Raw genomic sequence first — 19,479 nt, forward strand, 5'->3', positions numbered from 1 at the left:
GATCTGTTCTGGATACGATGGTGATCTAGGCCCTTCCCAGAGGACGACCACTTCGATAGGAGCCCAGCATGGCCAGCCCGGTGGCCCGCGAGGCTCGATCGCCCGTGCCGATGGCGAATCCGCTGACTCAGCTGTCCCTGGCCGAACTGCGACGACGCACCAGCGTCAAGTGGCGCCAGTACGCCGATGACGTGCTGCCCCTCTGGGTGGCCGAGATGGACGTGCCGTTGGCCGCGCCGGTCGCCGAGGCGCTGCACGACGCGGTCGGGCGTGGTGACACCGGATACGCCTACGGCACGGGGTACGCCGAGGCGCTCGCCGACTTCGCGGCCCGCCGGTGGGGGTGGTCCGATCTGGCGGTCGACCGCACCGCCCTGGTCCCGGACGTGATGCTCGGCATCGTCGAGGTGCTCCGACTGCTGACCGCTCCCGGCGACGCGGTGGTGGTCTGCGCACCGGTCTACCCGCCGTTCTACGCCTTCGTCAGCCATGCTGACCGGCGGGTGATCGAGGCGCCGCTCGGTGCGGACCAGCGGATTGACGTGTCGGCGCTGGGCGAGGCGTTCCGCCGGGCCCGTGCGGACGGCCGCCGAGCGGTGTTCCTGCTGTGCAACCCGCACAACCCGACGGGTGTGGTGCACCGCCGGGATGAACTCGAAGCGGTCGCCGACCTTGCCGGTCGGTACGGGGTACGGGTGGTCTCCGACGAGATCCACGCTCCGCTGGTGCTGCCCGGGGCGCGGTTCACGCCGTACCTCACGGTGCCCGGCGCCGAGGACGCGTTCGCCGTGCTGTCCGCCTCCAAGGCGTGGAACCTGGCCGGGCTGAAGTCGGCGCTGGTGGTGGCCGGCCCGCACGCGGTCGCCGACCTGCGGCGGATGCCGGAGGAGGTCGGCCACGGGCCGAGCCACCTCGGCGTCATCGCGCACACCGCCGCCTTCCGCGACGGCGGCGAGTGGCTGGACCGCCTGCTGGCCGGTCTCGACCACAACCGCGAGCTGCTGGGGGTGTTGCTGGCCCGGCATGCGCCGACTCTCCGGTACCACCGCCCCGAGGGCACCTACCTCGCCTGGTTGGACTGCACCGCACTCCGCATCGACAGCGGCCCGGTCGGTGACGAGCCGGGCGTGGTGACCGACATCGCCGGGCCGGCACGGCTGTTCCTCGACCGTGCACGGGTCGCCCTCAGCTCCGGGCATGTCTTCGGCACCGGCGGCGCTGGCTTCGTACGCCTCAACTTCGCCACCTCGCCGGAGATCCTGACCGAGGCGGTGACCCGGATGGGACGCGCCGTCGCCGAGCACCACGCGTCGCACGGCTGACCGACCCCGCGACGGGTCAGGCGAAGAAGCCTTCACGCAGGTTGATGCCGTGTTCCAGCCACGCCTTCATACAGCAGAGCATCTGGGTCCAGCCCTGGCAGTTGCCGTACGAGGCTGCCTGGCCTTCGGGGGTGGGCCGCCACCCGTGTTCGGCGATGGTGACCAGGGTCCGATCGTCACCGAGTGACTCGAACTCCATGGTGACGGTGGTGGAGTAGGACGCGCCGGTGACCGGTGCGTCGTTTGTGGACTGGGCACCATCGGCCGCCTCCCAACGCAGCACGATCCGCCGGTCCTGTTCCACCTCGACCACCTCGACCGGGAAGGCGCCGGGGAAGTCGGCGAAATCCCAGGTGACGGTGGCGCCGGTGACCAGCCGGCCCTTCGCGCCACCGGTGGTGAAGTACCGGGAGAGCTGGTCGGGATCGACCACCGCCTCGAACACCTCGTGAACCGGACGGCTGATCCGCCCGGCGATCTTGAATCGCAGGTCCATGGCGGCCCTCTCTCGCGTCGTCGACATGTTATAGCTTTATAACATGTCGAGTCGTCGTGGCGAGCGCGTCAGCCCGGAACAGGTCGACGAGGACCGGGTTTTCAAGGCGCTGGCGTCGTCGACCCGGCGGCAGCTCCTCGACGCGCTCAAGGACCAGGCCCGGACCACCGGCGACCTCTGCGAACGGTTCCCGCACCTGGACCGCTGCACGGTGATGCAGCACCTGCGGGTGCTGGAGGCGGCCGGGCTGGTCATCGCCCAGCGCAAGGGACGCGAGCGGTGGAACCATCTCGACCCGCTACCGATCAAGCACATCCATGACCGGTGGATCGGCGACTACGCCAGCGCCGCGGTGGGCATGCTGGCCACCCTCAAGAGCGACCTGGAAAGTCGTACGCCGTAGTCGCGGCAGCGGTTGGCGACACGGAGCCGCCGATCCCTCCGGGCAATTCGGCAGCGTGCGGCAAGATGGGTACGGTGACCGTCGTACGTGGCCTTGACTTCGATGTGTCCCGGGCCCTCGGGGCCGTCACGGCGCTCCTGACCGGACCGATACCGTCCGCCGGCAGCCCCACCTCGATCGAATCCGACCCGCACACCGGCGAATGGGTGGCCACCCGCGCCGCCGGCTTCGTGCTCCTGCCGCTGTGGGAGGGACCGGATCTCACCGGCCTGCGCGACCCCGAGTGGACCGAGCAGTTGGAGGCCGGCGACCGGCATCTGGCCACGCTGACCCGAGCGTTGGACGAGCAGTGGGGCCCGCACCGCGTGCGTAGCGTCGATTACCTCCTGCGGAACCCGCAGGCGGACCGTCCGGCGGTCCACGACGCGCTGCTTCGTCAGGATCTCTACGGCGACCTGCGCGTCTGGGCACCCGACGAGGCACCGGCCCGGCAGCTCGCCCTCGTCCTCGGGCACAGCGACGGCGACCAACCCCTCACGCTCGCCGGGCTGGTCACCGCCGGCCCGATCCCCGAACTACCCGACTGAACAGCGTCAGCGGGTCGCCTCAGCGGTCAGCCGGGACTCATGCGAGCCGTCGGCGATGGGTGTGTGGCACCGCTCGACCGGCCACCGTTGGCGATCAGTGGCTCGGCCAACAGGACGGCGAGCGCCGCGACGGCCAGCAGACCGCCGACCAGGGCCGTGCTGCGCACGCCGAACTCGGGCAGGAGAAGGGCACCAAGCAGGGATCCCCCGGCGATGCCGACGTTGAAGGCGGCGGAGTTTCCCGCCGCCGCCAGGTCGGAACGTCCCGGCGCCACTTCGAGTACCCGGTTCTGCAGCGCCGGCGTGAGCGCACCCATGGCGAACCCGGTCAGGGCCAGCAGCACTCCGGTCGCCGGTGTCGAATCGGCGAGGACGAACATCCCGAGCAGGGCGACCGCGAGCAGCAGCACCGACACCAGCATCGCCACGCGCTGGTTGCGGTCGCTCGCGATTCCGCCGACGCTGATGCCGGCGAAGTCCGCGAGCCCTCGGACGAGCAGAAGAAGACCGACGGCCGCGGGAGCGAACCCGGTGACGTCGGTCAGGAACACAGCCGTGTAGGTGAACGCCGTGAACAACCCGCCCACCGACAACGCGGTGGCGAGCACCACGGTGGCGTAGCGGCGGGTGTCCGGGCTGGTGCCGGTGAACGCATGGGTGGCCATCATCGTCGTCGACGGCATCAGCGTCACGATCGCCACGAACGCGGCCAGCGCCAGACCAGCCAGGGCCAGAAACGCCGCACGCCATCCGAGTTGCTGTCCGAGCCAGGTACCGGCCGGCACGCCGAGCATCGGGCCGAGGGAGGCCCCGGCGAACACGACAGCGGTGACCTTTCCGCGTACCCTGAGCGGGAACATGCCTGCGGCGGCGGGCGCCACCACCGCCCAGAACAGCGCCTGGGTGAGCGCTACGACCACGCGCGCCCAGAGCAGCACCTGGTAGTCGCGGGCGGCGGCCGAGACCAGAGTGGCGATGACCAGTACGCCCAGCAGGACGGTCAGCAGGCGACGACGCGGCACCCACTGGGTGACGTACGTCAGCGGAACGGAGACGATCGCGACGGTGACCGCGTACCCGGTGACGAGCAGGCCGGTGTGGGACACCGACACGTTCAGATCGGCGGCGATGAGCGACAGGATCCCGATCGGCAGCGTCTCCATGGCGACGTAACAGAACGCCGAGGTCGAGAGCGCGATCAGTGCCCCGACCGCCCGTGGCGATGCGGCCGTCACCGGCTCCGGTGGCCCCTTCACGACCGTGTCCTGAGGCGGTTCCGGTAGTCGGAGGCCGGTATCCCGCGCCGCGGCGTGATCGATGCGACTGCTGCCGCACCGAGGATCAGGGCCGGAATCACGAAGTAGACGCCGTCGCCGAGGCCGAGAAGCAGCCCCCAGGCCAGCATCACGATCGCCGCCAGCGTCATCGCGACCACCTCGTAGCCCGCCTCGTCGGTTGCGGTCAGCGCCGGGCCGGTGCCCACCACGTCAGATTCGCGGCAACCTGGGCGACCGGCTCGATGATCTCCCACCCTTCGGCGACCAGCCCGTCGTCGATCCGCCAGATGTCGACGACCGCGATCTCTGGTCCCGCGTCCGGAAGCCAGCGTCGCGAGTACACCACGACGTGATCGCCGTCGGCCAGCACCTGATGAATCTCGACCCGCATATCGGCGAGCGACACCAGCGCGGCGCGGACGGCGGCGAGCCACTCCCTCTTGGTCGATGTGATCGAACCCGGCCGGTGGTGCACGAAGTCGTCTTTCAGCAGTTGGGCGAGCGCGTCGACGTCACCTGTCTCGATCAGCCCTGCCAGCGCCCGTTGGACGATCGTCTTGTTCTCCGCGGTCATGGACGCAGTGTTTCCCGCACCCGCGACGCCTGTCGATGACATCGGATGTCATGGCGTCCGGCTCCTCGATGAGTACGCTCCATGACCGTGTACACGGTCGGGGAACTCCTACGACAGTGGCGACACCGCCGAGGGCTCAGCCAACTCGATCTCGCCATCGCCGCGGACGTCTCGGCCCGGCACGTCAGCCTGGTCGAGACGGGCAGATCCAAACCGAGCGCCGACATGATCCTCCGGCTCGCCGCTCAACTTCATGTGCCGCTACGCGATCGCAATCGGCTCCTGCTCGCCGGTGGCTTCGCACCCCGCTACACCGAGCGTCCACTCGACGACGATGCACTGACGGCTGCCCACGACGCGATCCGCCGGGTGCTCCGCGCGCACGAGCCCTATCCTGCGGTGGTCTTCGACCGCCGATGGAACATCGTGATGACCAACCGGGCCGTCGAACCGTTCTTCGCACAGGTGGCTCCCGACCTGCTGCGGCCACCGGTCAACCTGGTACGGCTGGGACTGCACCCACGCGGGCTCGCCCGCCTGGTCGTCAACCTGGCCGACGTACGCGCGGTGTTCCGCACCCGGATCTCACGCCAACTCGCCACCGCTCCCGACCCTTACCTCACCGCGCTCTACGAGGAACTCCTGGCGCCCGGGCAGGACGAGGCGCCAGGTCAACGGCACGACGTCGACGTCGTGATCCCGATGATCCTCAACGTCGACGGGCGGGAACTGCGACTGTTCTCGACCATCACCACGTTCGGCACCCCGATGGACATCACCATCGACGAGATCGCGATCGAGTCCTACTACCCGGCAGACGCGGCGAGTGCCTCCTACTTCACCGAATAACGTGCCTCCGGTCCGGCCACGGACCGCAGCGGTCCGGTCAGGGAACTGAGCCGACACGCGGTCCCGTGCTGTTGCCGGGAGTACGGCTACGCGGTCGCCGAGTCCGTCTTGCGGACCAACATGTAGCCGTACGGTGGCTCGCCTTTCTCGAACGGAGTGCTGCCCTGGAAAACCAGCGCGAGCCCGGCGGCGGCGAAGCGGTCCATCATCTCCCGGGCTGAAAGCCAGTAGCGATCGAAGTCGATGCCGAAACTGGCGATGCGGCTGCCGGGACCGTTACGGTGCGCGGTGCCGTCGCCGTGCTTGAAGGCCGCCACCAGGTAGCCGCCCGGCCGCACGACCCGGGCGAGTTCGGCGAACGCGTGGGCCCGGGCCTCGGGCGGAAGGTAGATCAACGAGAACCAGCACACCACCCCGGCCAGCGACGCATCCTCGAACGGCAGCTCGCGCAGGTCGGCGACCTCGTACGCGAAGCCCGGGTTGTCCCGCCGCGCCACCTCGATCATTCCCGGCGAGAGGTCCACCCCGCGCGGCGACAGACCCCGGTCGGCGAGGTACGGCAGAAGTCGCCCGGTGCCGCAACCCACATCCGCGACCTCCGGCCCCACCGCCAGGGTCAGCTCGGCGAACAGGTCGAGCATCGCCCGCTCGATCGGCATCCGCTCAAGCGCCTCGGCCACGTTCTTCGCGTACCACTCCGCCAGCACGTCGTGCGCGTGTCGCAGCTCCTCGGTCCTGCCGTCCATTCCCGGTTGCCCTTTCGTCGACCGCCGTCGTGGCGGCGAATCTACCGCCGGCCCAGGACAGGCACGGAAGGCGGAGATCGCAGCCGACTGCCTAGCGGAGGCGCAGTCCTTCAGTGAGGAGTCCGACCAGGCGACGCGCGTCGTAGCGGGGGTTGTCATCCGCGCCGATACAGAGATTGCCGACGCCACGCAGCAGTTCGTAGGCATCCATGTCGGGGCGGATCTCGCCCGCTGCGGCAGCTGCGTCGAGGAGTTGGGCACACACGGGGACGAGGCGGTCGATGAAATAGGCGTGCAGAGTCTCGAAGGCAGCATCGTCGGACTGCAATGCCTCGGCAAGGCCGTGCTTGGTGACCAGGAAGTCGACGAAGAGGTCGATCCAACGCACCAGGGCGGCGTGCGGTGTACTGCTGCTCGCCAGCAGTGCCGGACCGGCCTCAGCGCATGCCTCGACCTGGTGCCGGTAGACCGCGACGATGAGATCGGCCCGCGTCGGAAAGTGGCGGTAGATCGTGCCGATGCCGACGCCGGCCCTGGCGGCGATGTCGCGCACGGGCACATCGACGCCGGAGGTGACGAAAGCCGCGGCGGCGGCGTCCAGCAGTGTCTCCTCGTTACGTCGGGCGTCCGCACGCTTTCGCCTGGCTGACGCCCCTGATCCGTTGTCGGTGCTGACCACTGCGCGTTACCTCCGCCACGTCCCTTGCTATGCGGAACCTTGTTCCGTATGTTGGCTAACGGAACACGGTTCCGCTCAGTCAGCATACTGAACCGGCGAGCCAAGACCCAAGCCGCGCTTCGCAAACCACTTCACGTCGCAAAGGAGACAAGTCATGCAGTACCGCACTTTGGGCCGCACCGGTGTGCAGGTCAGCAGCCTCGTGCTCGGCGCGATGAACTTTGGGAAGATCGGCAACACCACGCAGGAGGAAGCGACCGCCATCGTCGATGCGGCCCTCGATGCGGGGATCAACCTCATCGACACCGCTGACGTGTACAGCGGCGGCCAGTCCGAGGAGATGATCGGCAAGGCCATCGCCGGTCGCCGCGACGACGTCGTGCTGGCCACCAAGGCGAGCTTGCCGATGGGCGACGAGCGCAACCATCGGGGCAGTTCGCGCCGATGGTTGGTCACCGCGTTGGACAACAGCCTGCGTCGCCTCGGTGCCGACCACGTGGATCTTTATCAGATCCACAGGTGGGACCCGAGCACCAGCGACGAGGAGACGCTGTCAGTGCTTACCGATCTCCAGCGGGCGGGAAAGATCCGGTACTTCGGCTCGTCGACCTTCCCCGCCTACCGCATCGTTCAGGCGCAGTGGGCCGCCCGGGAGAACCATCTGGGCCGGTATGTCACCGAACAGCCCAACTATTCGATCCTGCAGCGTGGGGTCGAGACCCACGTGCTGCCGGTGACCGAGGAGTACGGCATGGGTGTGCTCGCCTGGAGCCCACTGGCGTCGGGATGGCTGTCTGGTGCGATCCGTGCCGGCCAGGAAATCAGCACCAACCGCTCGGGCTTCATGCAGCAGCGCTACGACATCAGCATCCCCGCCAACCGCGCCAAGCTCGACGCCGTCGAGAAGCTCGCCACGGTTGCCGACGAGGCCGGCCTCAGCATGATCCAGCTCGCGCTCGGATTCGTCACCGCGCACCCCGCCGTGACCAGCGCGATCATCGGCCCTCGCACGATGGACCACCTGCATGCGCAGCTCGCCGCCGCGGACACCGTGCTCTCCGCCGACGTCCTCGACGCGATCGACGCGATCGTCGATCCCGGCGTCGACCTCGCCGCACACGAGAAGAACGACACACCGCCCGCCCTGCTCGACTCGGCGCAGCGACGTCGCTGATCGCTCTCACGTCAGGCACGCACCGAGCAGCAGGCGTACCCCTGCTGCTCGGTGCGTCGCAGGGTGGCCCTTAAGGAAGGACGACCGACCCATGCCGCAGACACCCCTGCCTCGATTCGGGATCATGACCGCCCCGTCGCAGGTCGACTACCACGACGTCCTGCGGGTCTGGCGCGAGGCAGACACCATCCCGGAAATCGAGCACGCGTGGCTGTTCGACCACCTCATGCCGATCGGCGGCGACCCGAACGGGCCGACCTACGAAGGCTGGACACTGCTCTCGGCCCTCGCCGCACAGACCCGACGACTGCGCCTCGGCCTGCTCGTGACCAGCAACCGCATCCGCCCGCCCGCGATGCTGGCCAAGATCGCCGCGACCGTCGACATCGTCTCCGACGGACGGCTCGACTTCGGTATCGGCGCGGGTTCACGACCCAGCCACCCCCTGGCCCGGCGCGAGTACGAAGCACACGGCCTGCCCTTCCACGACACGGCACACGCGGTGGGAAGCCTCGCCGAGGCATGCACCGTCATTCGGCGTCTGTGGACCGAGACCGACCCGTTCGACTTCCACGGGACCTACCACCGGCTCACCGGAGCATTCGGCAACCCCAAACCCGTCCAGCGCCCCCACCCACCGATCCTCGTCGGCGGACGCTCGGCCGCCGTGCTGCGGGTGGCAGCCGAGCACGCCGACCTGTGGAACATCCCCGGCGGCGACATCGACGACGCCGCCCGCCGCAGCGCACTGCTGGACCGCTACTGCACCGAGATCGGGCGCGACCCCGCCTCGATCACCCGATCGATCGTCCTGCAGGTCTCCTACGACCAGCCCAGCATCACCCAGGAGGCAATCGGCAGAGCGATCGACGCCGGCTTCCCGCACATCGTCCTCGGACTGCCCGCGCCCTACCCCGCCAACGTCGCCCAGTGGGTTGCCGACGAACTCATCACCACGCCCGCCCGGTAACCCCAGCCGCAGCGCGAACCTTCGCATCGCGCTTACGCGGCCGTTGCCGTGCGAGTCGTTTCGCGAACGGTCGTGGTGCAGGTGACGGCGGTCAGCTCGGTGCGGCCCGGAGTGTGTCCACGACCGAGCCCCGGGTGGCAACCATTGCGGGGATCGCGGTGAGCGCGGCGATGGCGAGTAGGACTCCGAGTGCCGTGGCGAGCAGCCAGGCGGTGGGCGGGTACTGGGTCCCGGCACGGCTGACGAACGTAAGGAGCCCGATGCCGGACGGGATCCCCGCCACGACGCCGGGTACGGCGGGAAGCAGTTGCGCTACCGCCAGGCCCAGGCCGGCCTGGGCGGGCGTGGCGCCGAGCGTCCGCGCGACGGCCAGTGGCTGCCGGGCGTCGAGGACCGCGGTCCAGGTGCTCACGACGGCGTTGATGAGCGCAAGGATGCAGAGCACGACGATGACGACGAGCAGGGCCTGGTCCATTCGCTCGCTGCGGGGGTTGGCCAGCTCTGTATAGCCGAGGTCGAAGTACTCCACCCGGGTGTTGATTACGAGTACGGCGACGAGTGCGGTCGTGGTGATCAGGGCGTTCACGGTGACCAGCCGGGCACGGCGCGGCCGGCGGGCGTTGATCCGCACCCCGATCAGCAGGGGGGTGGGCAACTGCCGCGACAGCCAGATCCGCCATTGCCGGCGCTGCGGTGGGGTCGCGGCGTCGGCCAGTGCGTGGACGGTGCTGGTGGTGGCGGCGCGTATCACCGGTACCAGGGTGGCCGCCACGGCGATCGTGAGGGCGAGGACCGTGGCGGCGATCACCGTACGCAGCGCGGGCGGCTGGGCGTTGACCGAGCCGATGAGTCCGACGCTGGGGCGGATCAGCACGGGTGCGGCGGACCAGCCCACGGCCACGCCCGTCGCGGCGGCGGTGAGCCCGATGACGAGGTACTCGGCGAAATGGACGGCAGCGATCACGGCCGGTCCGGCACCGACGGCCTTGAGCAGTCCCACCCGGCGACGCTGGCCGATGATCCGGCCCGCGACGATGCCGGCGACGCCGGTCAGCGCGAGGCCGCTGAGCAGCCAGCTACCGACGAGCAGCGCCATCTGCGCGTCCTGGTACAGCCGGCCGTTGAGCTCGCCGATCCACTGCCAGGTGGCCACGTGGGGGCCAACGCCGTAGCTGGCGCTGTCCGCCGGGTCGGTGAGTTTGAGGTTCAGGGTGTACGACAGCGGCTCGCCGCCCGCGAGCGTGGCGATGTCGCCGCGCTCGACCCAGACCAGGCCGCCGCGCTCGACCAGGACGCTGCCGGAGTAGTGCCACCCGGCGTACGGATACGTCGGTCTCGCGGCGGTGACCGCGGTTCCGGTCACGCGTAGCGGATGGCCCTCGATGTCGACGGTGTCGCCGACGCGGATGCCGAGGGCGTCGGCGAAGGCGCTCTCGACGACCACACCGCCCGGGCGTACCCAGGTGCCGTCGGTCATCGCCGGCCGGTTGATCGAGTCCGGTGCGATGTCCCGGCCCTCGACAACGGCGTGGGCGGAACTGCCGGCGGCCGTCATGGTCAGGTAGGCGATCGGGAAGGGACCGCTGTGGCCGGTGACGCCGGGCGCGCTGGTCAGTGGTGCGAGTTCGTCCAACGCGGCCTGACCGGTGGCAAGGGGTGTCATGATCACGTCCGGTCCGGCGGTGGCGGTCCGGGTCTGCTGGTACGGCCGGTCGGCGATCTCGTTGAGGTTGAGGCCGAGGGTCAGCGTGGCGGTGGCGGCGGTGATGGCGACCAGGAGCAGGAGGGTCTCGGTCCGGCGGCGGCGCAGGTCCCGAATCAGCAGCCGGCAGACGAGCAGAAGGCGGCCGGACATGTCAGCGCCGCCCGCCGTAGACGTTTCCCCTGGTAGCAACGGCGAATCGGTTGTCGTCGGCGAATGCCCCGTCACGCATCGAGATCACCCGGTCGGAGACGGCGGCGATGCGGGCGTCGTGGGTAACCACCACGAGGGTCTGCCCGGCGGTGTGCAATTCCTCGAACAGCCGCAGTACCTCCAGGGTGGCCGCACTGTCCAGGTTGCCGGTGGGTTCGTCGGCGAGTACGACCAGCGGCTCGTTACTCAAGGCGCGGGCGATGGCAACCCGCTGGCGCTGCCCGCCGGAGAGCGCCGAGGGCAGGTGGGCGGCGCGGTCGGCCAACCCGACCCGGTCCAGCAGGTACATCGCCCGCCTGCGGGCCCGCCCTGGTGAGCGGCCGGCCAGTAGCGCCGCCAGCTCGACGTTCTCGACCGCGGTGAGCTCGTCCATGAGGTGGAACGACTGGAAGACGAAGCTGACGCGGTCCCGCCGCAGCCGGGCCAGCGCCCGTTCAGTTAGCGTGTCGATCCGGTTCCCGGCCAGCCACACCTGCCCACTGGTCGGGCGTTGCAGCCCGCCGAGCAGGTGCAGCAGCGTGGACTTGCCGCATCCGCTCGGGCCCATTACCGCCAACGTCTGCCCGGCGGGCACGTCCAGGTCGACCTCGTCGACCGCCCGTACAAGCGTGTTGTTCGAGCCGTACCATTTGGTCAACCCACGTGCCCGCAACGCCATCGAACCGGTCACGCCTCCGCCTTCCGCTCCGTCCGATCACGATCGGTCCACATTCGCTCGCATGCCTCCAGCCACTCCAGGTCGGCCCGCAGCCGTAGCACCACACCCTCCAGCAGCAGCCCGGCGACCGGATCCACCGACCTGTCCAATGCGGCGAGCTGCGTGTCGCGCAGCCGGCGCAGTACCTCGCGCCGCTGTGCGTCGACAAGTGCCACGGGATCGGCCAGCCGGCCAGCCGCGGCGGCCACCAGCTTCAAATGGAACTCCGTAAGGTCCGGCTTCGGCCAGCTCACCTCGGCCAGCCAGCCGGCGACCCGTTGTTGTCCGGCCGGGGTCAGCGCGTAGACCCGGCGGTCGGGCCGGTCCGGCAGGCCGTCGGCCCGCTCCGAGGTCACCAGTCCGGCCTTGCCCAGCCGGGCCAGCGTCACGTAGATCTGCCCAGCGTTCATCGCGTCGCCCAGCGGGCCGAGTGCGTCACGCATCCGGCCACGCAGTTCGTACCCGTGCGCTGGCTCCTTTGCCAGCATGGCCAGCACCACGTCCTGCACCCAGGCACATCCCTTCGTTCTGGACCGCCAATAGATAGCCGTTAGCTATGGTGTTGTCAAATCCGGCGGCGGGCGCACGGACCCAGCCGCTACCAACCTGAGCGGCTGTTCTACCTCTGCACGCGCAGGTGTACCGAGACTCCGCGCTGATCCCGATTCGGCGACCACCAAGACGACGCCGCGTCGATCCGCCACATCACGAGCACAGAGTGCCAGTCAGCACGCAGAGAACGCCGCTGTTCCTGCTGGACGAGGAGACGGTGCAGCGCATGGCGCGCATGAACCCCAGTGAGCGCGCCTCGGCACCGGAGGACGCCGCAGAGGTGGTGTCCTTCCTGGCCGGTCCCGGCGCTGGGTCAACGGCCAGATCGGCTACGCCAACAGCGAGGCCGCCTGAGCCCCGGCGAAGACGGCGATCCGCGTGCCGCGGATTCGCTCAGCCCTCGGGCGCGAGGGCGGACAGCCAGTCCTCGGTCGGGGTGAGCGGGACAGGTGCGGGACGTTCGACGGCCGTCGTCAGCTCGATCCGCCGGCCCTCGGCGGCCGACCGGAGCAGGCTGGTCATGATGTCGAGTACGTGCAGCCCGACCTCGCCGCTGGCCCGTGGCGGACGCGTATCGTCGGCCCGGACCAGGTCGATCAGACCGACCCCCCGGGCGGCGGCGACGTACCCGGCCCGCGGTTCGACTGTGCGCCATCCGGGGCCGTCGAGCGCGAGGTGGCGGACCTCGCCGTCGAAGTTGTTCGGATCGGGTACGGCGAGGGTGCCCTCCTCCCCCTGCACCTCGATCGGCACGGCCGTCGTCGCGACACCGTCGAAGGTGGTCGTGAGAGTGCTCAGGGCACCACCCTCGTGTTCCAGCACACCGCTCACGTGGGTCGGCACCTCGACCGGGATCCGCTGCCCGAGCCGGGGGCCCGAGCCGATGACCCGGCTGTCACGCAGGCGGCTGGCCGCTCCGATCACCGCCCGGACCGGCCCGAGCAGGTGGACCAGCGCGGAGATGTAGTACGGCCCCATGTCCATGAGTGGGCCGCCGCCCGGGGCGTAGTAGAAGTCGGGGTTGGGGTGCCAGCGCTCGTGTCCCGGGGTGACCATGACGGCCGATGCGGAGAACGGGCGGCCGATCAGTCCACCGTCGATCGCCGCGCGGGCGGTCTGCGTACCGGTGCCCAGAACGGTGTCCGGCGCGCATCCGACGCGGACGCCGGCCGACGCCGCCCGGCTCATGAGCGACCGGGCCTCCGGGAGCGTGACGGTGAGCGGCTTCTCGACGTAGACGTGCCGGCCGGCGTCGATCGACGCGATCGAGATCTCGGCGTGCGCCGCCGGGATGGTCAGGTTGAGCACCGTTTCCACGTCGGGGTGGTGGAGCAGTCGCTCGACACTGACCGCCTCGGCGCCGGGAATCGTGGCGGCGGCCGCGTCGGCCCGGGCCGCGTCCAGGTCGGCCAGCGCGACGACGCGCACGGTCGGATGGTCGGCCAGCGTGTTCAGGTACGCGCGGGAGATGAACCCGAGACCTACGACGCCGACGCCGTGCGGGTCGCCCACACCATTCCCCTCTCGATGACGGTACGGACACTCGGATGCTCCAGCACGTCAAGGCTGTGCCCCGGAGTCGTCACCACGATCCGCCCGGCGCCCCAGTGTCGGGTCCAGATCGCCGGTGAGGTGACCGGCCGGTGCCACGGGTGCCACTCCCGGGTCGGGTGGGTGGTGGTGGCCAGGACGTCGATCAGGTCGTCGTGCAGGACCCAGTACTGTTCGGTGACCAGGTCGAAGTTCTCGATCCCGGCGGTGATCGGATGCTCCCGGCCGAGGTCGGTGATGGTGACCGAGTGAGGCAGGAAGTTGTCTGCCTCGCCGCCGCTACGGTCGCACGGCTGGACGCCCGGATGGGTGGCGAACTGGCCGCCCACCAGGTGCAGGTAATCCGACGAGGCGCGGAACGAATCGACGATGCCACCGTGCCAGCCGGTGAAACCCGTACCGGCGACGACCGCCGCAGCCAGACCCGCCACCTGCTCCGCGGTGATCTGCGACATCGTCATGCACTGCACGATGAGGTCGGTGTCGGCCAGTTCGGCGGCGTCGGTGTAAACCTCCGTCGACCCCTCCACCCGTACCGCGTATCCGCTGCGTTCGAGGAACGGGATGAACAACTCTGTCGCCTCGACCGGCCGGTGGCCCTCCCACCCGCCTCGGACCACAAGGGCTCTCCGCTGCGTCACACCCACTCCTCCCCCGGTCCCGCCTGGGCCCGCCGTGCGTCGGCCAGGGACTCGACACAGGGCCTAACCGTACCCGGGCCGCCCTCCTGGCTCAGCCCCTCACCCGAGGCGCCGAGATCCGGGCCCGCCTGCCATGCGCAGGAGTAATGGTCGGTGCTGGGCCTCCGGTCGCCAGTTCCGAGCGCTGACAACGCACAGCGTACGGTCTAAGCGGAAACCACGGATATAAGCTGCATGCATGATTGACTCGTGGACCTTGCGGGTGCTCCTGGAGGTCGCCAGCCGGGGTTCGTTCTCCGCCGCAGCCGAGGCGCTGTCCATGACACAACCAGCCGTCTCACGGCAGATCAGCGGATTGGAACGGCGGGTCGGCGTGCCGTTGTTCCGTCGGCTTCCGCGCGGCGTACGGCTCACCCAGGCCGGGCAGACCGCCGTCGAGCTCGCCCGCGACATCCTGGTGCGGACCGACGCCCTGGAAGCCCGGTTGCGCGCCTTCACCAGCCTGACCGGCGGGCAGCTCAACGTGTCGGCCTTCCCGAGCGCCAACGCCCGACTGACTCCGGAAGCCATTCGGTGCTTCGCCGAGTCCCATCCGGGCGTCGCGGTGAACCTTGTCCGACCGGACGAGGCGGGGCCGCTGGCGGCCATCAGGGACGGCCGGATCGACGTGGCCCTGCTGACCTCGTGGCAGTTGTTCGTCGACCCGGCCAGCGCGAAGTACGACCCGTCCGCGTCGCGGGTCACCGACGAAGCGCTGGACGGTCTCGACCTGGTGCCGCTCTGCGACGAACGGCTACACGTCGCCCTGCCGGCCGATCATCCGTTGGCGCAGCGCAATCGAGTGCCGTTGCGGAAACTGAAGGACGAGCGGTGGATCGAGGGCGCCTATCCGGACTGCCTCGGTCCGATCCCGCCGATCGCCGAGGCGTTGGGCGGTCCCCCGCAGATCGCCTTCTTCTGCGACGACTGGAACGGCAAGCAGGCCCTGGTCGCCGCGCGGGCCGGTGTCATGCTCGTGCCGACGCTGACCCAGGCCGCGCTACGGCCGGACATCGTCCTGCGCCCCACCGTTCCGGTCCTGCCGACCCGCCGGTTGTATGCCGCAGCGGCCGCTCCGCCGTTCCGGTCGCCGGCGGCGACCGCGATGATCGAGATCCTCACGGCAATCTGCCGGCAGCCCGTCGAGGCGTGACGACAGTCCGCCGGGGCGCCCGGAGGATCGAGAGGCGCCTCGGCGGAAACCCTGATCAACGTGCGCCGCTGTCCACCGCCGGTCGCCGGTCGTTCCCGCTCGTCGGCGGCTTCCGGGACCAGGCGGGCGCCACCGCCAGCACCACCGCGGTGACCAGGGTCAGCACCCCGGTGCCCTGGAACAACACGTCGTCCGAGATGCGCGCATCGCCGTCAACGGGATAGAGGTCGTTGATGAGGGTCTGAGCGTCCAGCAGCCGCAGCACGACGAACAGGGCGTGATTGAACCCACCCTCGAAAAGGCCGACCGCCGCCACCCAGAAGGCGTAGACCAGGGACCAGAAGATCGGGCGAGCCCACCGCATCGTCGATCCGAGCCGATATGCCAGATACGTGACGGCGAAGACGGCGCTGAACACCCCAGCCAGGATGGTCCGCTGTGGGCTGTCGAACCGGAGCCCCCCGTACACGTGATGGATGAACGTCACCAGGAAGACCACTGTGGTCCAGGCGATGGCGGTTCCGCACCGGTCCGCTGAAGCTCGTTGCATCAATGCTCACATCCTTCGGACGTGGCCGGGATCCGGCCTGTCGCCAGCTCGATCGGGAACGACGGTTTGCTCGTGCACGGTCAGGTCATGCCGCCGAATCGTTTTCAGGAACTCGCCCGCCTCGACGATCTGGTCGATGTGATGCACCCCGGGCGGATAGCGGCGAGCCATCAGGCCGAGGGCGATCTCCGCTGCCACCACGCCTGTCGCATGACCCTCCTGACGGCCCGTCACCGCCGACCACACCTGCCTCCCGCCCCTGTCGGTGGCCGAAGCGTGCACCACGAACCGGTCCCCGCCGAGCCGCAGTCGGCTCGACGCGCCGGTCAGCAGGCGAGCCCCGCCCAGCCGATCCGCCAGCCGGAAGGCACCGACCCCACGCAGCCCGAACAACGCCGCTGTCACCGCACCGGAGTCGAAACAGAGACGAGTGGTCACCGGGACGCCGAGCGTGCGGGTCAACGTGTACTGATCCGAGAAGGGAAACGGGTACGCGGTGCGTACACCGAACCCGGGCAGGTCCACCCGGGCCCGTTCCGGCCGTCGAGCCCGGTCGGGCGGAGCCGTCAGTCCCGCCACCGTCCAGCGGACCGAGTCGGGCCCGTGGTCACCCGCCGTACCCAGCAGGATCGTCACGTCGACGGAGGTCGCGGACGGCAGGCGTTCGGTGCAGCGTCGCGCCAGCACGTTTGTCAGCCCGGGTGCCAGCCCGACGCTGAGCACGGCGGCCGTCCCGGTCCGCTTCGCGGTGGCATCGAGCCGTTCGATGCCGGCCAGCACGTCGGCTGACGCGCTGATGTCGACGACGGCAACGCCACGGTCCAGGCATGCGCGCGCCACCGCCTCGTTGCGATGCTCCACACACATGACCACCACGGCGGCGTCGGCCAACACCCCGTCGAGACCCCGCGGGTCGTCGAGGTCGAACCGGCGCGGGGTCAGCCCGCCCGGGCCGGTCCGGGCCAGGGCCTCAGCACGCGCCAGATCACGACCAGCGACAACGACCTCGTTCGCGGCATCCCGGGCCAGTGTGGTGGCCACCACCCGACCCACTGCGCCGTAGCCGCCGATCACGACGGCCACCCCGTGGCCGGTCATTGCCACCTCGCCGTGACGCCCCAGTGCCTACCGCTGAGGTGGACACCGGCCCCGAGGTCGTACCTGCTGATCACCACGTCGTGCCGGCCGCGGGGGAATGGGTACACCGGCGCATCGCCCTGGTGGAACCGGGCGTTCGTCAGCCCCTCCCGGACCGCGTCGGCCCGGGCCCGGTCGAGCATCGGCGCGGACAGGTCGACTCCGGCCGCCCAACCCCGGGCACATTGTCGTGCCGCTCTCCGGGTGGTGCGCCCCGTGCCGCACCCGATGTCGAGCACCACGTCGGTGGGGCCGATGTCGGCCAACCGGAACAGGCGGTCGAGCAACGCATCGTCGAGGTCCCCCCGCCGATCGTGGTGCTCGACCCAGTGGGCCCCCTCCGGACCATTCCAGGCCATCGCCTGGTCAGCCTTCGCCACCCGCATCTGATCACCTCTTCGGACGCTGTCCACGGAAGTGAGTCTGTACGGGCCCAGCTATGAGCACCACTGCAACTTGTTTGGGTAATCCATGCCGTCAGCGCATGGCACGGATCCGCCCCCGCGCCGTGTCACATTTTCTTGGCGACGGTCAGCAGCACCACGGAGTCCTGCAGCGCCTCGAGACTGTGCCGGGCGTCGGGGACCAGCAACAGGTCGCCGCCGGTGCCGTCGCAGCTGGCCGTGTCGGTGGCGAGTCGGACGAGGCCGTGCAGCACGTGCACGGTCGCCTCTCCCGGGTTCTCGTGTTCGTCCAGCCGTTGACCGGCGACGAGGGCGATGACGGTTTGCCGCAATGTCTTGGTGTGGCCGCCGTGCACGGTCTGGGCGCTACGCCCGCTGGACGCGCCCCGCGCCGCGGTCAGCAGCTGGTCGGTCAGGTCGGTCAGCGACGACTTCTGCATGATCTCCCTCTGCTGGTCGATATCTGTCATCAGATCAGGCATGGATGCTCCGGCGGGGCGCTGTGTCCGCTACGAGGTTTGATTTCTTGTCGACCCGGCTCATCTTGACGGCGGTGTAGACGGCGGCGGCGAGGGCGACGTCGGACAACAGCATCAAACCGATGGTGTACGAGCCTTCGATGCCGTACACCCAGCCCATGATCAGCGGCGGGACGAACCCGCCCAGGCCGCCCGCCGCCCCGACCACGCCGGTCACCGTGCCGACCTTGTCGGCCGGGGCGACCCTGCCGACGAGGGCGAAGACGGCACCGCTGGCGGCACCCAACAGAGCCGCCATGGCGAGGAGAGCGATCGTGGCGACCGGCATCAGGGGCGGCTGGAACGCCTGAACGATGGCGAACACGGCCGTGCCGCCGAAGCACCATACGAGTACCGGCACCGGGTGGAGACGGTCGGAAAGCCAGCCGCCGACTGGGCGGGCGGCCACAGCCAGGACGACGAAGCCGGCGGTTCGCAGCGCCGCGTCGTTGGCGCTCAACTCGTAGGCGGTGCGCAGGTACGCGGGCAGGTAGACGCTGAAGGCGACGAACCCGCCGAAGCCGACCGCGTACAGGAAGCACAGCTGCCAGGTGACGGTCAGCCGGCTTACCTCGGCGGTGCGGGCGAGCGCGGACCCGGCCGGAGCGGTACGGCCGGGTGGATCGCGCAGCAGCAGGAACGCCAGCACGGCATAGCCAGCAAGAATGGCCGCCACCAGCAGGAAGGGCGTGTTCTCGCCGTAGGTGTCGGCAAGGCGCACGGTGGTGAAATTGGCGATGGCGGTACCACCGGTGCCGATGCCGAACACGCCGAGCGCGAACCCTCTTCGGGCGGGTGGGTACCAGCCGGAGATCAGCGGCACGCCGATGGCGAAGGTCGTACCGCCCAGGCCGAGGAAGAAACCCGTGGCGATCAGCGCCGGGTAGCTGTCCACGACGGTCAGGGTCAGCACCGGCACGATGGTGGCGAGGCTGAGCAGGGGAAACATGATGCGCGCGCCGTACCGGTCGGTGAGCGCGCCGACCGGGACACGGCCCAGCGAGCCGACGATCACCGGCACCGCGACCAGCAGCGACTGGGCAGCGAAGCTGAGCCCGAGGCGCTCCTTGACGCCCGGGCCGAGCGGGCCGAGCAGCGCCCAGGCCCAGAAGTTGACGGTGAAGCCGATGGTGGCTACCACCAGGTTGCGCATCGCGCCGGGACGTGGCACGGCACCGGCCGAGTTCGCGCTCGACGCTTTGCCGGTTGTGGTCATCTCGTACCTCGTACCTCGTAGCAGGTCGG

Annotated in this window: 23 protein-coding genes; 7 read left to right on the forward strand and 16 right to left on the reverse strand. The window is 69.7% G+C overall.

What is annotated here, in order from left to right; genetic code table 11:
* The first annotated feature begins 68 nt into the window (after positions 1-68).
* On the forward strand, positions 69-1,322 hold the full coding sequence (locus O7624_RS03840) for a MalY/PatB family protein (protein ID WP_282238949.1): 1,254 nt from the start codon (positions 69-71) through the stop codon (positions 1,320-1,322).
* Positions 1,323-1,338: 16 nt separating this feature from the next.
* Here O7624_RS03840 and O7624_RS03845 read toward each other — a convergent pair whose 3' ends face one another.
* Positions 1,339-1,818 carry an SRPBCC family protein gene (locus O7624_RS03845; RefSeq protein ID WP_282238950.1) on the reverse strand — a complete coding sequence of 160 codons (480 nt, stop codon included), beginning with the start codon at positions 1,816-1,818 and terminating at the stop codon, positions 1,339-1,341.
* A gap of 43 nt (positions 1,819-1,861) precedes the next feature.
* Here O7624_RS03845 and O7624_RS03850 point away from each other — a divergent pair, with 43 nt between their 5' ends.
* A complete protein-coding gene (locus tag O7624_RS03850) occupies positions 1,862-2,221 on the forward strand; it encodes a metalloregulator ArsR/SmtB family transcription factor (protein ID WP_282238951.1) in 360 nt (119 codons plus the stop codon).
* Between the two features lie 74 nt (positions 2,222-2,295).
* A complete protein-coding gene (locus O7624_RS03855; protein WP_282238952.1) occupies positions 2,296-2,808 on the forward strand; it encodes a hypothetical protein in 513 nt (170 codons plus the stop codon).
* A gap of 26 nt (positions 2,809-2,834) precedes the next feature.
* Here O7624_RS03855 and O7624_RS03860 read toward each other — a convergent pair whose 3' ends face one another.
* The 3 genes from O7624_RS03860 to O7624_RS03870 are packed head-to-tail and all read right to left on the reverse strand — an operon-like array spanning position 2,835 to position 4,659.
* Positions 2,835-4,064, reverse strand: a complete 1,230-nt coding sequence (locus O7624_RS03860; protein ID WP_282238953.1) for an MFS transporter — start codon at positions 4,062-4,064, stop codon at positions 2,835-2,837.
* Complete coding sequence (locus O7624_RS03865) at positions 4,061-4,291, reverse strand: hypothetical protein (protein ID WP_282238954.1); 231 nt, start codon at positions 4,289-4,291, stop codon at positions 4,061-4,063. The genes O7624_RS03860 and O7624_RS03865 overlap by 4 nt, the downstream gene beginning before the upstream one ends.
* Positions 4,270-4,659 (reverse strand): nuclear transport factor 2 family protein, encoded by a 390-nt coding sequence (locus O7624_RS03870; protein ID WP_282238955.1) that lies wholly within the window; start codon positions 4,657-4,659, stop codon positions 4,270-4,272. Before O7624_RS03870 ends, O7624_RS03865 begins: the two co-directional genes overlap by 22 nt.
* Before the next feature lie 81 nt (positions 4,660-4,740).
* Between O7624_RS03870 and O7624_RS03875 the strand changes: the two genes are divergently transcribed.
* Positions 4,741-5,508 (forward strand): helix-turn-helix transcriptional regulator, encoded by a 768-nt coding sequence (locus O7624_RS03875; RefSeq protein WP_282238956.1) that lies wholly within the window; start codon positions 4,741-4,743, stop codon positions 5,506-5,508.
* Between the two features lie 86 nt (positions 5,509-5,594).
* Here O7624_RS03875 and O7624_RS03880 read toward each other — a convergent pair whose 3' ends face one another.
* Positions 5,595-6,254: a class I SAM-dependent methyltransferase gene (locus tag O7624_RS03880; protein WP_282238957.1), complete on the reverse strand. Its 660-nt coding sequence runs from the start codon at positions 6,252-6,254 to the stop codon at positions 5,595-5,597.
* 91 nt (positions 6,255-6,345) lie between these two features.
* Positions 6,346-6,933, reverse strand: a complete 588-nt coding sequence (locus O7624_RS03885; protein ID WP_282238958.1) for a TetR/AcrR family transcriptional regulator — start codon at positions 6,931-6,933, stop codon at positions 6,346-6,348.
* 154 nt (positions 6,934-7,087) lie between these two features.
* Between O7624_RS03885 and O7624_RS03890 the strand changes: the two genes are divergently transcribed.
* Complete coding sequence (locus tag O7624_RS03890; protein WP_282238959.1) at positions 7,088-8,107, forward strand: aldo/keto reductase; 1,020 nt, start codon at positions 7,088-7,090, stop codon at positions 8,105-8,107.
* Positions 8,108-8,198: 91 nt separating this feature from the next.
* Positions 8,199-9,077 (forward strand): LLM class flavin-dependent oxidoreductase, encoded by an 879-nt coding sequence (locus O7624_RS03895; RefSeq protein WP_282238960.1) that lies wholly within the window; start codon positions 8,199-8,201, stop codon positions 9,075-9,077.
* A 91-nt stretch (positions 9,078-9,168) separates the two neighbouring features.
* On the opposite strand, the gene O7624_RS03900 is transcribed toward O7624_RS03895, so the two are convergent.
* The 5 genes from O7624_RS03900 to O7624_RS03920 all read right to left on the reverse strand — a co-directional run bounded on the left by O7624_RS03900 (position 9,169) and on the right by O7624_RS03920 (position 14,433).
* Positions 9,169-10,932, reverse strand: coding sequence for an FtsX-like permease family protein (locus O7624_RS03900; protein ID WP_282238961.1), 1,764 nt, complete (start codon positions 10,930-10,932; stop codon positions 9,169-9,171).
* A gap of 1 nt (position 10,933) precedes the next feature.
* The gene (locus O7624_RS03905) at positions 10,934-11,662 is read right to left on the reverse strand and encodes an ABC transporter ATP-binding protein (protein ID WP_282238962.1); all 729 of its coding nucleotides are present in this window, start codon (positions 11,660-11,662) and stop codon (positions 10,934-10,936) included.
* Positions 11,659-12,198, reverse strand: a complete 540-nt coding sequence (locus O7624_RS03910; protein ID WP_282238963.1) for a PadR family transcriptional regulator — start codon at positions 12,196-12,198, stop codon at positions 11,659-11,661. Before O7624_RS03910 ends, O7624_RS03905 begins: the two co-directional genes overlap by 4 nt.
* Positions 12,199-12,634: 436 nt before the next feature.
* A complete protein-coding gene (locus tag O7624_RS03915; protein WP_282238964.1) occupies positions 12,635-13,753 on the reverse strand; it encodes a Gfo/Idh/MocA family oxidoreductase in 1,119 nt (372 codons plus the stop codon).
* On the reverse strand, positions 13,723-14,433 hold the full coding sequence (locus O7624_RS03920) for a ThuA domain-containing protein (RefSeq protein WP_093402804.1): 711 nt from the start codon (positions 14,431-14,433) through the stop codon (positions 13,723-13,725). The genes O7624_RS03915 and O7624_RS03920 overlap by 31 nt, the downstream gene beginning before the upstream one ends.
* Positions 14,434-14,671: 238 nt before the next feature.
* On the opposite strand from O7624_RS03920, the gene O7624_RS03925 reads away from it, so the two are divergent.
* The gene (locus O7624_RS03925) at positions 14,672-15,625 is read left to right on the forward strand and encodes a LysR family transcriptional regulator (protein ID WP_282238965.1); all 954 of its coding nucleotides are present in this window, start codon (positions 14,672-14,674) and stop codon (positions 15,623-15,625) included.
* A gap of 55 nt (positions 15,626-15,680) precedes the next feature.
* Here the strand turns inward: O7624_RS03925 and O7624_RS03930 are convergent, their stop codons facing one another.
* From O7624_RS03930 to O7624_RS03950, 5 genes are all read right to left on the reverse strand, one after another.
* Positions 15,681-16,175: a hypothetical protein gene (locus O7624_RS03930; RefSeq protein WP_282238966.1), complete on the reverse strand. Its 495-nt coding sequence runs from the start codon at positions 16,173-16,175 to the stop codon at positions 15,681-15,683.
* 6 nt (positions 16,176-16,181) lie between these two features.
* Complete coding sequence (locus O7624_RS03935; protein ID WP_282238967.1) at positions 16,182-17,273, reverse strand: saccharopine dehydrogenase NADP-binding domain-containing protein; 1,092 nt, start codon at positions 17,271-17,273, stop codon at positions 16,182-16,184.
* Entirely contained in the window at positions 17,270-17,698 is a 429-nt protein-coding gene (locus O7624_RS03940; protein ID WP_282238968.1) for a class I SAM-dependent methyltransferase, read from the reverse strand. The genes O7624_RS03935 and O7624_RS03940 overlap by 4 nt, the downstream gene beginning before the upstream one ends.
* A gap of 125 nt (positions 17,699-17,823) precedes the next feature.
* Positions 17,824-18,198 carry a cupin domain-containing protein gene (locus tag O7624_RS03945; RefSeq protein ID WP_282238969.1) on the reverse strand — a complete coding sequence of 125 codons (375 nt, stop codon included), beginning with the start codon at positions 18,196-18,198 and terminating at the stop codon, positions 17,824-17,826.
* The gene (locus tag O7624_RS03950; RefSeq protein ID WP_282238970.1) at positions 18,191-19,450 is read right to left on the reverse strand and encodes an MFS transporter; all 1,260 of its coding nucleotides are present in this window, start codon (positions 19,448-19,450) and stop codon (positions 18,191-18,193) included. Before O7624_RS03950 ends, O7624_RS03945 begins: the two co-directional genes overlap by 8 nt.
* Between the last annotated feature and the right edge of the window lie 29 nt (positions 19,451-19,479).

Origin of the sequence: Verrucosispora sp. WMMD1129 (assembly GCF_029581255.1) — a bacterium.
Lineage (GTDB): Bacteria > Actinomycetota > Actinomycetes > Mycobacteriales > Micromonosporaceae > Micromonospora > Micromonospora sediminimaris.